Source organism: Tropicimonas sp., from assembly GCF_047971885.1.
Classification (GTDB): domain Bacteria; phylum Pseudomonadota; class Alphaproteobacteria; order Rhodobacterales; family Rhodobacteraceae; genus Tropicimonas.
Window position 1 is genome coordinate 1 of record NZ_JBKEAE010000069.1, and the last position, 13,170, is coordinate 13,170.

16 protein-coding genes are annotated in these 13,170 nt (G+C 64.8%); 9 read left to right on the forward strand and 7 right to left on the reverse strand.

The features are described from left to right. Positions 1–127: 127 nt before the first annotated feature. On the reverse strand, positions 128–802 hold the full coding sequence (locus ACK5IR_RS06985) for an orotate phosphoribosyltransferase (protein WP_416927281.1): 675 nt from the start codon (positions 800–802) through the stop codon (positions 128–130). Positions 803–929: 127 nt separating this feature from the next. Beyond that, positions 930–1,973, reverse strand: coding sequence for a dihydroorotase (gene pyrC, locus ACK5IR_RS06990; protein WP_416927309.1), 1,044 nt, complete (start codon positions 1,971–1,973; stop codon positions 930–932). 446 nt (positions 1,974–2,419) lie between these two features. Between pyrC and ACK5IR_RS06995 the strand changes: the two genes are divergently transcribed. The 8 genes from ACK5IR_RS06995 (at position 2,420) to ACK5IR_RS07030 (ending at position 7,860) form a co-directional block, all read left to right on the forward strand. After that, on the forward strand, positions 2,420–3,061 hold the full coding sequence (locus ACK5IR_RS06995) for a hypothetical protein (RefSeq protein WP_416927283.1): 642 nt from the start codon (positions 2,420–2,422) through the stop codon (positions 3,059–3,061). Between the two features lie 253 nt (positions 3,062–3,314). Beyond that, the gene (locus ACK5IR_RS07000) at positions 3,315–3,617 is read left to right on the forward strand and encodes an antifreeze protein (protein WP_416927285.1); all 303 of its coding nucleotides are present in this window, start codon (positions 3,315–3,317) and stop codon (positions 3,615–3,617) included. A gap of 137 nt (positions 3,618–3,754) precedes the next feature. After that, positions 3,755–3,970 carry a DUF1127 domain-containing protein gene (locus ACK5IR_RS07005; protein ID WP_416927287.1) on the forward strand — a complete coding sequence of 72 codons (216 nt, stop codon included), beginning with the start codon at positions 3,755–3,757 and terminating at the stop codon, positions 3,968–3,970. 164 nt (positions 3,971–4,134) lie between these two features. Then, positions 4,135–4,356 (forward strand): DUF1127 domain-containing protein, encoded by a 222-nt coding sequence (locus ACK5IR_RS07010; RefSeq protein ID WP_416927289.1) that lies wholly within the window; start codon positions 4,135–4,137, stop codon positions 4,354–4,356. A gap of 73 nt (positions 4,357–4,429) precedes the next feature. Further along, entirely contained in the window at positions 4,430–5,038 is a 609-nt protein-coding gene (locus ACK5IR_RS07015; RefSeq protein WP_416927291.1) for a hypothetical protein, read from the forward strand. Between the two features lie 114 nt (positions 5,039–5,152). Beyond that, complete coding sequence (locus ACK5IR_RS07020; RefSeq protein ID WP_416927293.1) at positions 5,153–5,458, forward strand: hypothetical protein; 306 nt, start codon at positions 5,153–5,155, stop codon at positions 5,456–5,458. Between the two features lie 183 nt (positions 5,459–5,641). Next, positions 5,642–6,571 carry an arginase gene (gene rocF / locus ACK5IR_RS07025; protein WP_416927295.1) on the forward strand — a complete coding sequence of 310 codons (930 nt, stop codon included), beginning with the start codon at positions 5,642–5,644 and terminating at the stop codon, positions 6,569–6,571. A 197-nt stretch (positions 6,572–6,768) separates the two neighbouring features. Continuing rightward, a complete protein-coding gene (locus ACK5IR_RS07030; protein WP_416927297.1) occupies positions 6,769–7,860 on the forward strand; it encodes a hypothetical protein in 1,092 nt (363 codons plus the stop codon). A gap of 112 nt (positions 7,861–7,972) precedes the next feature. On the opposite strand, the gene infC is transcribed toward ACK5IR_RS07030, so the two are convergent. Together infC and ACK5IR_RS07040 are read right to left on the reverse strand one after the other, a co-directional pair. Next, on the reverse strand, positions 7,973–8,518 hold the full coding sequence (gene infC, locus ACK5IR_RS07035; RefSeq protein ID WP_416927311.1) for a translation initiation factor IF-3: 546 nt from the start codon (positions 8,516–8,518) through the stop codon (positions 7,973–7,975). A gap of 159 nt (positions 8,519–8,677) precedes the next feature. Continuing rightward, entirely contained in the window at positions 8,678–10,585 is a 1,908-nt protein-coding gene (locus ACK5IR_RS07040) for an alpha-amylase family glycosyl hydrolase (RefSeq protein WP_416927299.1), read from the reverse strand. A 215-nt stretch (positions 10,586–10,800) separates the two neighbouring features. Between ACK5IR_RS07040 and ACK5IR_RS07045 the strand changes: the two genes are divergently transcribed. Further along, entirely contained in the window at positions 10,801–11,208 is a 408-nt protein-coding gene (locus ACK5IR_RS07045; RefSeq protein WP_416927301.1) for a hypothetical protein, read from the forward strand. 68 nt (positions 11,209–11,276) lie between these two features. On the opposite strand, the gene ACK5IR_RS07050 is transcribed toward ACK5IR_RS07045, so the two are convergent. From ACK5IR_RS07050 to ACK5IR_RS07060, 3 genes are all read right to left on the reverse strand, one after another. After that, the gene (locus tag ACK5IR_RS07050; protein WP_416927303.1) at positions 11,277–12,128 is read right to left on the reverse strand and encodes a ferredoxin--NADP reductase; all 852 of its coding nucleotides are present in this window, start codon (positions 12,126–12,128) and stop codon (positions 11,277–11,279) included. A gap of 69 nt (positions 12,129–12,197) precedes the next feature. Then, positions 12,198–12,611 (reverse strand): DUF934 domain-containing protein, encoded by a 414-nt coding sequence (locus ACK5IR_RS07055; RefSeq protein WP_416927305.1) that lies wholly within the window; start codon positions 12,609–12,611, stop codon positions 12,198–12,200. 17 nt (positions 12,612–12,628) lie between these two features. Next, positions 12,629–13,170 (reverse strand): phosphoadenylyl-sulfate reductase (locus ACK5IR_RS07060; RefSeq protein WP_416927307.1); only part of this gene is annotated, 542 nt, incomplete at its 5' end.

Here is a 13,170-nt window from a genome sequence, read left to right on the forward strand (position 1 = left end):
GCGTCAATATCTGGTTGAATTTCGCCGGGCGAAGCCGCGCCTGCGGCAGTTTTTCCGGCGGCAGTGCGCCGCTGCGGATCATTGGTTCCGTTGCCGCGCTGCGGCGCCATCCGGGCGTCGATTCGCCTCAGCCGCGCGCCGCCTGCCAGGCGCGGGGATCGTCCAGGAATGCCTCGACCTCGTTCAGGGTTGTGGCGTCGAACGCGGCGCGGCGCCGCGCCTCGGCCAGCACGTCGTGCCAGGTGCACAGGTAGTGCAGGCTGACACCGTGATCGCCCAGCGTCCCGATCGTTTCGGGGAAGATCCCATAGTAGAAGATCACCGCCGTGTGGGCGCAGGTCGCCCCGGTGGCGCGGATCGCGTCGACGAAGGACAGTTTCGAGCCGCCGTCGGTGGTCAGATCCTCGATCAGCAGCACCCGGTCGCCCTCGGCCATCACTCCCTCGATCCGCGCGTTGCGCCCGTAGCCCTTGGGCTTCTTGCGCACATAGGTCATGGGCAGGCCCATGCGTTCGGCGACCAGCGCGGCAAAGGGGATGCCGGCCGTCTCGCCGCCGGCAACGTTGGTGAATGCCTCGAACCCGGCGTCGCGCATGGTTTTCGCCGTCAGGAAATCCATCAGCGTGGCGCGGATACGGGGGTATGAGATCAGCTTGCGGCAGTCGATATATGTGGGCGAGGGCAGGCCGGAGGCAAGCGTGAAGGGCTCGGAAGCGTTGAAATGCACCGCGCCGATCTCCAGCAGCATCCCCGCCGCGAGGCGGGCCATCGTGGTGTCGTCGGGATGGCTGGTCGGAAGCATGGCACGGCCTTTCTGCGATGCCCTTCGGGGCGCGGTGGATCGGCAGTGCTTAGCCCGGTGCGGGGGGCTGGCGCAAGCTGTTGCGCCTTTTCTGGGTCCGCATCGGTTGTTCAGGCTGGTAGCTGGCTCAGCCTTCCGAGACCCGCCACAGGATCGGGGTGCCCGGATCGAAGACCACAACCTGCCCATCGCCGGTTTCGATCTGCGGAGGGATCTCCAGCGGCGCACCCTTTGCCAGCGTGATTGTCGCCTCGTTCGCCGGCAACCCGTAGAAGGCCGGGCCGTTGAGCGAGGTGAAGGCCTCCAGCAGGCCGAGCGCGCCCGCGTCGTCGAAAACCTGTGCTAGGCAGGGCATGGTGACCGGGGCCGAGAAGACGCCGGCGCAACCGCAGGCCGTTTCCTTGCGCGCCAGAGTGTGTGGTGCGCTGTCGGTTCCGAGGAAAACGCGACCGAATCCCGAGGTTGCAAGCGCCACCAGCGCCTCGCGGTGGCGTTCGCGTTTGGCGACCGGCAGGCAGTAGAAATGCGGCCTGATCCCGCCGGCGAGGATGTGGTTGCGGTTGATCATCAGGTGATGGGTAGTGATCGTCGCGCCCAGCGTCGCGTCTCCCGCCTGAACATAGGCACAGGCCTCGGCGGTGGTGATGTGCTCCATGATCACACGCAGGGCGGGGGTGTGCCGGCGGATCGGGTCGAGCACCCGGTCGATGAACACCGCCTCGCGGTCGAAGATGTCGATGGTGGGGTCTGTCACCTCGCCATGCACGCACAGGGGAATGCCCGCCTCGGCCATCGCCTCGAAGACCGGACGCACCCTGTCCATGTCGCGCACGCCCGAGGCCGAATTGGTCGTGGCACCCGCCGGATAGAGCTTGACCGCCGTCACCAGCCCCGCCTCGTGCGCCGCGACCACATCGGCCGGGTCGGTCCCTTCGGTCAGGTAGAGGGTCATCAGCGGGGTGAATCCGGCGCCCTTGGGCAGGGCGGCGAGGATACGGTCGCGATAGGCGGCGGCATCGGCACCGGTGACGACGGGCGGCACCAGATTCGGCATGACGATGGCACGGGCGAAATCGCGCGCGGTTTCGGGCAGCACGGCCCTTAGCATCGCGCCGTCGCGCAGGTGAAGGTGCCAGTCGTCGGGGCGGCGGAGCGCAAGGGTCTGGATCATGATGCGGCCGATTAGCCCAGCCATCGGGTGATGACCAGTCCGCGCCTTGACGCAACCGGTCTCCGGAAGTGCCTGAAACCCGGGCGATAGGCGGAAAGCCGATCAACGGGCCTGCCGTTACGCCATGCCGCGTTGCAGCATTTTTCGGATTGGGCTAGGGTCCGCCTCGCAAAGGAGACCGGATGTTTGACCTCGATCAGATGCAGGACGGCTTGCAGTGCGCCCGTGGGCGCGCTGGGGCGGGCTTTGCCCTGCACGACATCGCAGACGGAAAAGGTCTCGTCCGGCGGGCGTCCCGGCCAGCGGTGCGAGGTGGCCCCTGTGCCGCTTTCGGGCAATTGCCGGGTTTTCGGTTTCAGTCAGGCCGTCATGGGGGACCCCGAGGTCAACGGCCGGCCCCCGCATAGCGGGCAGCCCCTTTCAAGGAGATGAGGATGTTTCAATACATGACCCCACTGGACTACTGGCGCACCGGCATGGCTCTGTGGCGCCGCACCGCAGAATTGCAACTCGAGATGATGCGCATGTCCTTCGGCGTGGCCGATGGCATGGCCGGCCGGACGGGTGCGCCGGCGACAACCGTATTGGCCGCCTTTGCACCGGCAGCGGGCAGGGCGCCCGAGGTGGCGGAGCCGGCGCCGGCCGCACCCGCCGCCAAGGCGCTGGCACGCCGCGCCGCCCGGCCGGCCGCCGGTGCGGCCAGGCTGGCGGTGATCGAGAAGGCAGCAGAAAAGCCCGCCGCCCCGGCGCCCGGGGTGAAGCCGGCACCAGTCGCGGCGGCTGCCGATCCGGCGGTGAAGGAGAGCCTGGCCGAGGCAAAACCCGCACCGCGCCGCCGTGCACCCTCCAGGCCGGTCACGCCCGAAGGGATGGCTGAGCCGGCCGCGCCGGTTACCGAGGCCGCGCCGGCAAAGAAGACCGCGCCGCGCCGCCGCGCCGTCAGGGCTGCCGCGCCCGAATCGGCTGCCAAGGCTGCGCCGAAACGGCGCGTCACGGCACGCCGGACATCCGCAGCCAGCGCTCGGCAGGAAAAAACGGAAGAAAATCAGGTGCCTTCGCCAGAAACCTCGCGGAAGGACGACGCGTGAGCGCTAAACCGTCACTATCGACCCTTGCACCTGCCGGTGCAGGGGTTACCTTAAGGCGCAGTTACTGGCCGTTGGAACAAAGCCGTCATGCGCCTGTTTTCGCTGATAGACCGTCTTCTGGGATTGCTCGCCCCGGTGCCGCAGCCGGTTCCCGTTCCGGTACGCGATCCGAAGGGGCCGCGCCGCTGATCGCCGCACGGACAGCCGCTTGATGCGCGTTCCGCCTGAAGTGACGGATATTCCGCAAAATCTGATGGATACCGGTCTTGAGGCCGGCATGCTCGGTGTCGAGGCAAGCCTGGTCATTGCCTACCGCGTCTACGGGGCGTTCGGTTTCAATCCCCTGACCAGCGAGGAACTGGTGCGCATGATCGCCGAAAAGCCGCCCGCCTTCGCCGCCTCGGCTGTGGCGGCCGGTATCGCCGCCGCCTGCGGTCTCCGGCCCGATCAGGTTCTGGCCGCGGCGATCCGGCCGCTCCGCAAGGAAACCAACCGCAACCTTCGCCGGCTGGGCGGCGATGCGTCGCCCGCGCTCGATCCGTCCGAAACATCCTGACTTCCTGTTCCGAATGGCGCGGGTTCCTCGCTGCCATGCAGCGAGGACAGGGGCGGTATGACGCAGCCCCGATAGCGCGAACAGCCTTCTGCTCCTAAGTTGGAGACAAGTACCGACACAGACTGTCAGGAGCACAAATGTCCGATTTTACCAATGCCCGCAGCGCGCCCGTCCGGTTCGACCTGCTGGTCGCACCGCTTCGCGCGGCGGCGAAATTTTTCGACGCACTGAATGTTGCCGTGCAGAGAAACAACGAATATCAGGCGCTTAGCCGACTTTCTGATGCCGAGCTGGAACGCCGCGGCCTTGCCCGCGAAGATCTGGTGCGGCACGTTTTCGCGGAAATCGAATAATCGGCGGGTCGGCGCGCCCGAACCTGGCCACTGTGTTGGCCGAAAGCCCGGCAATGCAGACGATGCATGGCCGGGTTTCTTTTTTGACATTGGAGATGATGCTGCAAGTGCATTATGCCCGCGTCCCGACGCGGTGGAAGACCGCAGCAGTTTCAGGTCCGAACATGTCCGATATCCCCGCCCGCCGGCGCCTGGCGCCCATCGGTTCCCTTCTTGCCGTGCCCCTGCATGCGGCATGGCGCATGCTTCGTGCCACCACACGGCACAACCAGCGGAGTTGCCGCGCCGATTACCTGAACAGGCTGAGCGACGAGCAGCTTGCGCGGCGCGGGCTGTCACGCCGGGATATCCCGCGCCATGTCTTTCGCCGCTTTCCCTCTGCGTGAACTCGCCATCCACAGGCGACCATGCTAGCGTGCGCGCCCAACGGGTAGGAACAAGCCCGGAAAGGCGGGGTCGATGCGGGTGATACTTGCGGTGTTGGTGATGGGCACCGGGCAGGCGGTTGCCGAATGCCCGACGCGCGGCGCGCTTGCCGGCGGTGCGACAGCATATGTCCGCTATCCCGACGAAGGTGTCGTCGGCCTCAGGTGGCTGGGCGAGGGCATGGTGCAGGAAACCACGCGCTATCCGGATGGCGAGGGCGATTTCCGCATGATTTCGATGGATGGCGTCTTCATCGTCGACGAGGTCGATCTGGATGGCGAGGACGAGATCGACGATAGCCGCGTCACCACCCGCTTTCCCGATGACCTGCGCCAGCGCCTGCCGCTGGGGCCCGGTCAGGACCTGAAGGTCCGGGCGCTCAACACCTTCGCCAACCTGCCCGAGGTCGAGGAGGAGGAGATCATCGCCGTGCGGACCGGCGGGCTTGCCGAGATCGACATTGCCGGCTGCCGCTATCAGGGATTTCCGATGCTCCTGACCTATCACTGGGGCGAGGAGGGCTTCACCTCGATGATGACGCATCTGCCCGAACTGGGGGTTTCGCTGGAAATCGCGCGGATGGATCACGGCGAAGACCCGGTTCCCTTTGCGCCGCTCCATTTCGCGATGCAGCCGCCGTGAGATTCGGCGCTGATCGAATCCGGTGGTGATAACCTTGCGGCGCCGCCCGGATGTCTGCGGCTGATTCGCCCGAGCACCGCCGAGTCCCGGCGCGGCATTACCCGCGCAAGTGACATGCCACCGAAATATGCCGGATTCGCCAACTTTCTGCCCGCAGGTAACGTTTCGGTGAAAATTGTACTGGAAACCGATACCTTTTCGGTGTTGATGTTCGTGCAGTGCATATCGGACCTGTTCATCCAGCGTGGCGACATGTCCGGCGCAGGTTTTTTGGGGGTTGCTGTTCTTCCCGGTGCCGGCCCGCGATCTGGGGTTGGGCCTGTTTCGTCAGACATCACGCTGCGCGAAACATTGCCGGAGGATCGGTGGTTTCCCGATAGCGGGGTCCGGGGAGGGGACATCCGGCCGGAGAGACGATGAGCGTATCGACGATCCGGCCGGCGCCGCTGGCAACGAAGCACCCCGATCACAGGTTTCGGTCGTACGCGGGCCGCGTAGGTTGCGGAAAAGCCGCCTGCGCCCTAGAACGCCGGCAACGCGAACGCCTCCGTAGCCACGGCCGGACCGGATCCGGTGACGAGGAGAGGCAGACAGGATCGGGACATGGACAGGATCGTTCTGCTGGGTGCGCCGGTGGAAGAGGGCAGCGGCCGCCGCGGCTGCCGCATGGGTCCGGATGCCTTTCGCACCGCCGGGATTGTCGAGGAACTCGAAACGCTCGGCTGGGAGGTCGAGGATCTGGGCAATACCGTACCGGCCCCTGCCGCCGACGCGGTGAGCGAACGGCCGCAGGTACAGAACCTGCGGGCCATCGCCGGCTGGACCCGCAGCCTGCATGCCCACGCCCGGACACTGGCGGCGCGCTCTGTCTTTCCGATCTATCTCGGCGGGGATCACAGCATTTCGCTGGGCACCGTGTCGGGTCATGCCGAGGTCGCGGCGGAACAGGGGCGGCCGCTGTTCGTGCTCTGGCTCGATGCGCATGCCGATTTCAACACGCTCCAGACGACCGAAAGCGGAAACCTGCATGGCACCCCGCTGGCCTTTGCCTGCGGCGAGCCCGGTTTCGGCGCGTTGCTCGGGCGGCCGCTTGCCGCCACTGTCGACCCGCGCCGGGTGTGTCTGCTTGGCCTTCGGTCGGTCGATCCCAAGGAGCGGCGGATGGTCCGGCGCGCCGGGCTTGTCACCCATGACATGCGGTCCATCGACGAATCCGGCATCTCGGCGCTGCTCAGGCCGTTTCTGGCGCAGGTCGCGGCCGAGAACGGGCTTCTGCATGTCAGCCTCGACGTCGATTTCCTCGATCCCGATATCGCGCCGGCGGTCGGAACCACGGTGCCCGGTGGTGCCACCTTCCGCGAAGCGCATCTGGTCATGGAGATGCTGCATGACAGCGGGCTCGTCACTTCGCTCGATCTCGTCGAACTGAACCCCTTTCTCGACGAGCGCGGCCGTACCGCGCGCCTGATGGTCGACCTGACCGCCAGCCTCTTCGGCCGCAAGGTTCTGGACCGGCCGACGCGGGGGTATTGAGGGGCGGACCGCGCAGCGGCCGGCACCCGGTGTCAATCCGATTAATTGACCTATCGTAAATTCATCTTTAGGATGAGGAGGCGTGGCATTATTCGGTAATGAGGTTCATCATGGATAAGGCACACTTGAATCCCCAAAATCCTGTAGCTGCCCCCGGATCGGGGCGAGACGCCGGAGCGCAGACCGGACGGAGCCAGTTGCGACAGGCGCCGGAGGATTTCGCCGCACTCGGGCTCAGCCCCGACACGATCGCTGTCTCCGAAGACGCAATGCGTTCGAAACATCCCGTCGACCGGCAGGGGGCCTGGGAATGGTGGTATGTCGATTGCGAGCTCGAGGACGGCAACTCGATCGCGATGGTCTACAAGAACGCTGACAACATCTATCCGATCGGTCTGGCGCCCCAGGTCGAAATCTCCTTTGCGATGAAGGACGGCACGTCCAGCTTCGACTATGTTCCCTTCCGGGCCGGCCAGTTGCGCCAGTCGCGCGAGAAATGCGACCTGCACATCGGCAAGGCCTATTTCACCGGCGATCTGGAGACCTATCGGATACATTTCGAGGGGCGCAATGACGATGATGTTCTGATCGTGATCGATCTGGAGATGGAATCGACCTGCGAGCCCTGGCGCCCCGCAACCGGCCAGTTCGTCGGCGATCCCTCGCAGAGCGTCGACGGCGACCCGCCCAGCTTCAACTGGTTCTGCGCCCTGCCCGGCGCCAGGGTGAAGGCAAAATACCGGATCGGCGATCAGAGCTACGAGAGCGAGGGTACCGGCTATCACGACCACAACTGGGGCAACGTGCCCATGCAGGCGGTGGTCGAGCAATGGTACTGGGGGCATGGCAATGTCGGCCCCTATACGGTGGTGGCCTATCCGATCCAGCAGCGCAGGGATCTGGGCGGCACCTGGTCCAATGTCTTCATGCTGGCGCGGGACGGAAAGGTCATTGTCGACGATATCAGCAAGGTGACCTTCGAGATGATCGGCGAGCAGACGGTGCCGGACAGCGACCTGAAACTGCCGCAGACACTGAAATTCACATATGAGGACGGCGATACCAGATACGTTTCCAACTGGGAGGCGTATCAGCCGACCCAGCTTGTCAGTTCGGACAGCCATACGCCGATGGGCGATCTCGACAAGTTCGGCAGGTACGAAATGCACTACACGCGCTTCGTGTGCCGGATGTCGGTCGAGAAGTTCGAAAAGGACGTTCCGGTCGAGAAGCACGAGGTCGAAAGCGCGATCTGGGAGTACATGCAGTTCGGAAACTGGACCGGCTGACCCGCTCGTCCGCCAGAACATGAACGGGCATGCGGAAGGCCGGGCCATGTGGCGCAAGGAAAGAAAAACCCCCGCACAGGCGGGGGTTTGCAGCGTTCCGGTCAGGCAGTGATTACCTGGCGACCGGGCCGATCATCATCACCATCTGCCGGCCTTCCATCTTGGGCATGTTCTCGACCTTGCCCAGTTCCTTGATGTCCTCGGCAACCCGTTCCAGCAGGTCGCGGCCAAGGTTCTGGTGCGCCATCTCGCGGCCGCGGAAGCGCAGCGTGACCTTCACCTTGTCGCCGTTCTCGAGAAAGCGGACGACGTTGCGCATCTTGACGTCGTAGTCGTGCGTATCGGTGTTGGGGCGGAATTTCACCTCCTTCACCTCGATCGTCTTCTGTTTCTTGCGCGCTTCGGATTCACGCTTCTGGGTTTCGTACTTGTACTTGCCGAAATCCATGATCTTGCAGACCGGCGGGGTGGCATTCGGCGATATTTCAACCAGATCGAGCCCAACCTGATCGGCCAGTTCCATTGCCCGGGCGGGCGTGACGACGCCGACGTTCTGGCCTTCGGGCCCGATGAGCCGGATTTCGGGTGCCCGGATCCTGTCGTTTACGCGGGGGCCTGTGTCGCGCGTCGGGGGCGCGTTGTGAGGTCTGCGAGCTATGACGAGTGTCCTTCTCTCGTTACGAAAAAGTGATGGGAAAGTAGCGATTGAGGCCCGGTCTTTCAAGCGCTTTAGGGCGCGCCGCGCCACCACTGTGGCACCTTTCCGGCGCCCGGGGCGGGTATCGGTGTCGGGCGGCGCGGATTGGCGGGCCGCCGCTCATTTGCGGGCGTGAAACCAGTGCACCGCATAGGGCGCCAGTGCCAGCGCGCCCATGTTGAGCCGCCCGATGGGGTCGAGCAGGTCGGTCGCGTCGCGCACCCCCATGAAGGCCGGCACGTCGAATCCCATCGACAGGGTGTGTTCGCTGAAATTGGCCACCACGAGCAGTTTCTCGTCGGCGGTCTCGCGGATGAAGCCGAAGGCGTGCGGGTTTTCCAGCGACAGCAGGCGGAAGTCGGATACGCCGAAAACCGCATGCGCCTTGCGGATGGCGATCATCTCGCGCAGGTTCTTCGCGATCCGTCCCTGCGGGCTTTCGGGGCTTTGGGCGCGCGAAAAGTCGGTTTCGGTCAGCGCCTTGCGGTGAACCCAGCGCGAATCCTCGCGCTTGCCCGAATCGCGCAGATACGATTCGTCGTTCAGCACGCCGAGATCGTCGCCCTGATAGAGCAGCGGCAGCCCGGGCATCGACAGGAGCATCGCGTTGAGCAGCTTGACCCGTGCGATCGCATCGCCGAGCCGCCCCGGATCGCGATCCTCGATCGCCCGTTCGACCCCGGCCAGCGAGGCCAGTGTGCCGCAGACCCGGCAATCGCCGGTCGACGGGTTTTCCTGGAACGGGACGCCGCTGGCGAAGCTGCCGGGGAAGCGCCCGGTGTAGAAGCGGTTCAGGAAGTTGCGGTGATCGTAGCCCTTGATTCCGAGCCGTTCGGATATGCTGTCGTCCCAGGTCCAGCCGATATCGTCGTGACAGCGGATATAGTTGACCCAGGATGCCTCGGGCGCGATCTCGAAGCTGCGCGCCATCGAGGCGCGGAGCAGTTCGGTCTTCCGCGTGGCAAGGCTTTCCCACATCAGTGCCATCAGCAGCGGGTTGTAGGACAGTTCGCATTCGTTCAGGCCGATGTATCGGTTCACCTCGTCGGGGTGGACAATCGCCTCGGACTTGAAATGGACGTGCGGGGCGGCGAGCCGCAGGCAGAGGTTGAAGGTCTGGATGACCGTATGCGCCTTGGGCAGCGATTCGCAGACCGTGCCCTTCTCCTTCCAGACGAAGGCCAGCGCATCGAGCCGCAGCACATCCGCCCCCATCGAAACCAGGTGCAGCATCTCGCCCACCACCGAGACGAACACGTCGGGGTTGGCATAGTTCAGGTCCCACTGGAACGAGTTGAAGGTGGTCCAGACCCATTTGCCGATAGTCGGGTTGTAGGTGAACGAGCCGCGGCGGACCTGCGGGAAGATCTCGCGCACCGTGCGGTTGTAATCGAGCGCCTCCCATTCATCGAGCAGGAAGTAGAACCCGCCGTACCGCGGATCGCCGGCAATCGCTGCCTGCGCCCAGCGGTGTTCGTCCGAGGTGTGGTTGAAGACGAAATCGAGCACCAGCCGGATCCCGCGCGCATGCAGCGCCTTGGCCAGTGCCTCCAGATCCTTGTTGGTGCCGAGCCTGGGGTCCACCGTCCGGTAGTCCGAAACCGCATAGCCGCCGTCGTTGTTCTCTTCCGGGGCCAGATAGAGCGGCATCAGGTGCAGATAGGTGATGCCCAGTTCCTCGAGATGGGGAATCCGCTCGATCAGGCCGGCGAGGTTGCCGGAGAAAAGATCGACATAGACCGCCATGCCGACCTCGTTCTGGGAGAGATACCACGGATCGGTATCGGCGGGCATGCCCTCGTAGCGCTTGGGAACCTGGAACCCCGCCAGCAGGTCCATCAGCGCGCGCAGGTGCACATAGGCATCGTAGCGCGTGCCGTAGAGATCCAGAAAATGCGAGAATAGCGCGGGGAAATACTCGTCGACGCGCTTGAGGAATGCCTTGCGGCGCTTGTCGGGAATTGCGGAAAGGTCGATCTCCGAAAGGATCAGGTCGAGCGTCCGCGTGCTCTCGTAGGCCATGTTCATGGCAAATCTCCAGTCCCGGGGCCGGTTGAATGTACCGTGCCAGTTTCGCGTTCATAGCGCCGGAGAAATCCCCGGGGCAAGCGGAGGCTTGCCGCAGGTCCGCAGCGCTTCGCCAAAACATGCCTAGGGCGTGACGCCGCACGCACGCCGCGCAAAGGGCGTGTTATACTGCCTGCGCCTGCGCATTGGCGGGCGCTTGGGGAAGAGAGTTCAAGATGAACAGAGTGATAGGAATTGCCATCGTCGTGGTGGTGATCGTTCTTGGCTACATGTTTCTGGCGGGAGACAAGGACGAGGCCACGACCGAGACAACAACCGCGCCCGCCGCGAGCGCACCGGCCGAGAGCGAGCCGGCTGCCGAACCCGCTGCAAGCGAGCCGGCCGCTGAGCCCGCCATGAGCGAACCGGCTGCCGAACCCGCAGCGAGCGAGCCGGCCGCAGAACCTGCGGCTGCCGAGCCCGCGGCAGAACCCGCCATGAGCGAACCGGTTGCCGAACCGCCGATCAACGAATCGCCGATGGAGAGCGAACCGGTTGCCGAACCGCCGATCGATCAGGCGCCGATGAGCGATCCGGCCGCCGCCCCCGCCACCAACGGTACGACAAGCGGCACCGCGAACTGATCGCCATGTGAAACGACAAACGCCGCGTCCGACGGGCGCGGCGTCTGAAAGGGCCGTGTCGCCCCCTGTCAGTCGACAAAGGCCTTTTCGACCACGTATTCCCTGGGTTCCGAGTTGGCGCCTTCGCGCAGGCCGTATTCCTCGAGCATGTCCTTGATCTCGAGATTGAAGGCAAGGTTGCCGCAGACCATCGCGCGGTCGTTGTCCGGGCAGATGGGCTCGACGCCAAGATCGCCGAACACTTCGCCGGAACGCATCAGGTCGGTGATGCGGCCCATCTTGGGGCTCTCCTCGCGGGTGGTGGTCGGATAGTACCGCAGCTTTTCGTGAAACCCTTCGCCGATCAGTTCGGCCAGCAACTCGTCGTTGCGGATGCTCCCGATCAGTTCGGCGCCATAGGCCAGTTCGCCCACCTCGCGGCAGGTATGGGTGATGATGACTTCCTCGTAATCCTCGTAGGTCTGCGGATCGCGCAGCAGCGAGGCGAAGGGAGCAAAGCCCGTTCCGGTGGCAAAGAACCAGATGCGCTTGCCGGGAAGCAGAGCGTCGTGCACCAGGGTTCCGACCGGTTTCGGCCGCAGGATGATCTGGTCGCCGACCCGAACGTTCTGCAGCTTCGAGGTCAGCGGACCGTCCGGCACCTTGATCGAATAGAATTCCAGTTCCTCGTCCCAAGCGGGCGAGGCGATGGAAGAGGCGCGCAGGATCGGCTTCTGCTTGCCGGTATCGGGGTCGGGATCGCCCATCAGCCCGATCATCACGAATTCGCCCGAACGGAACCGCAGCGATAACGGCCGCGTGCAGCGGAAGCTGAACAACCGGTCCGTCCAGTGTTTGACATAAGTTACCGTCTGCGCATCCGGCAGCGTCGGAACGGCCTTGATCGGTTTTGCGTCGGTCACGGGTCGTAGCTCTGTCATGTCGTCACTTCGAAGCCGGAGCTTCGTCCTGTTCATCTATTCGGGATATTGAATAATTGGAAGGGCGGATCACCCGCTCAACCGCGACCGATAGTCGTGTTCGCGCCAGTTGGCCCGCGCAAGCCACTGGTCTTCGGGCTGGCGGGCGGCAAGTGTGTCGTCGATCTCGACCTCGTCGAAACCGGACCGCCGGGCCATGGTGTACTGGTCGGCCAGTACATGTCCGCGTGCCCGCAGCCGGCCCGCATAGCCCATCCGCCGCAGCGTTCTGGCCAGCGAAAAGCCGCGCCCGTCGGCGAAGCTGGGAAAATCGACCCGGATCATTTCGAGCCCAGGCAGGTGATCGGTCAGATCGCGCGCGTCGGTATCGGGCGGCAGGTCCAGCGCAACCGGCTGGCCGGTCGTCCCGATATCCGCCAACGCGGTAAAGCTGCCGCGAAAGCTGTCGGCGGAAAAACCGCTGTCGGTAACGATGACGGGCATTGGCGTATTCCTGACTTCTAGGCGGCGGTGTTGCGAACCATCCGTCCATTGACGAAATGGATGCCGCATTCAACCTTGTCCTGGCCGCGCCAGCGGCCGGCGCGCGGATCTTCGCCCTCGGCCACCGGAGAGGTGCAGGGCGCGCAGCCGATCGACGGGTATCCCCGTGCCACCAGCGGATGCCGGGGCAGATTGTGGGTGCTGATGTAGCCCGCGATATCGCCTGCGCTCCACCCGGCCAGCGGGTTGAGCTTCAGCCGCGCGCCCTCGTCCTCGACCAGCCGCAGCGCGGCGCGCTGGCCGCCCTGAAACCGCTTGCGCCCGGTGATCCAGCTGTCGAAACCGGCAAGTGCCTGTTCCAGCGGGCGGGTCTTGCGCAGATCGCAGCAGGCATCGGTATCGCGCAGGTGCAGGGTATTGGCCGGGTCTTCGACCGCCAGATGCATGGCGCGGGCGCGCACTACGCGCACCCCGGTCAGGCCGAGCGTTCCGGCCACTTCGCGCTGGTAGTCAAGCGTTTCGGGAAACAGCATCTGGGTATCGAGAAACAGCACCGGCA

Bases quoted from the DNA above. Each gene is read 5' to 3' on its own strand.
- ACK5IR_RS06985 (WP_416927281.1), bottom strand. From the start codon at position 802: ATGCTTCCGACCAGCCATCCCGACGACACCACGATGGCCCGCCTCGCG.
- pyrC (WP_416927309.1), bottom strand. From the start codon at position 1,973: ATGATCCAGACCCTTGCGCTCCGCCGCCCCGACGACTGGCACCTTCAC.
- ACK5IR_RS06995 (WP_416927283.1), top strand. From the start codon at position 2,420: ATGACCCCACTGGACTACTGGCGCACCGGCATGGCTCTGTGGCGCCGC.
- ACK5IR_RS07000 (WP_416927285.1), top strand. From the start codon at position 3,315: ATGGATACCGGTCTTGAGGCCGGCATGCTCGGTGTCGAGGCAAGCCTG.
- ACK5IR_RS07005 (WP_416927287.1), top strand. From the start codon at position 3,755: ATGTCCGATTTTACCAATGCCCGCAGCGCGCCCGTCCGGTTCGACCTG.
- ACK5IR_RS07010 (WP_416927289.1), top strand. From the start codon at position 4,135: ATGTCCGATATCCCCGCCCGCCGGCGCCTGGCGCCCATCGGTTCCCTT.
- ACK5IR_RS07015 (WP_416927291.1), top strand. From the start codon at position 4,430: ATGCGGGTGATACTTGCGGTGTTGGTGATGGGCACCGGGCAGGCGGTT.
- ACK5IR_RS07020 (WP_416927293.1), top strand. From the start codon at position 5,153: ATGCCACCGAAATATGCCGGATTCGCCAACTTTCTGCCCGCAGGTAAC.
- rocF (WP_416927295.1), top strand. From the start codon at position 5,642: ATGGACAGGATCGTTCTGCTGGGTGCGCCGGTGGAAGAGGGCAGCGGC.
- ACK5IR_RS07040 (WP_416927299.1), bottom strand. From the start codon at position 10,585: ATGAACATGGCCTACGAGAGCACGCGGACGCTCGACCTGATCCTTTCG.
- ACK5IR_RS07045 (WP_416927301.1), top strand. From the start codon at position 10,801: ATGAACAGAGTGATAGGAATTGCCATCGTCGTGGTGGTGATCGTTCTT.
- ACK5IR_RS07050 (WP_416927303.1), bottom strand. From the start codon at position 12,128: ATGACAGAGCTACGACCCGTGACCGACGCAAAACCGATCAAGGCCGTT.
- ACK5IR_RS07055 (WP_416927305.1), bottom strand. From the start codon at position 12,611: ATGCCCGTCATCGTTACCGACAGCGGTTTTTCCGCCGACAGCTTTCGC.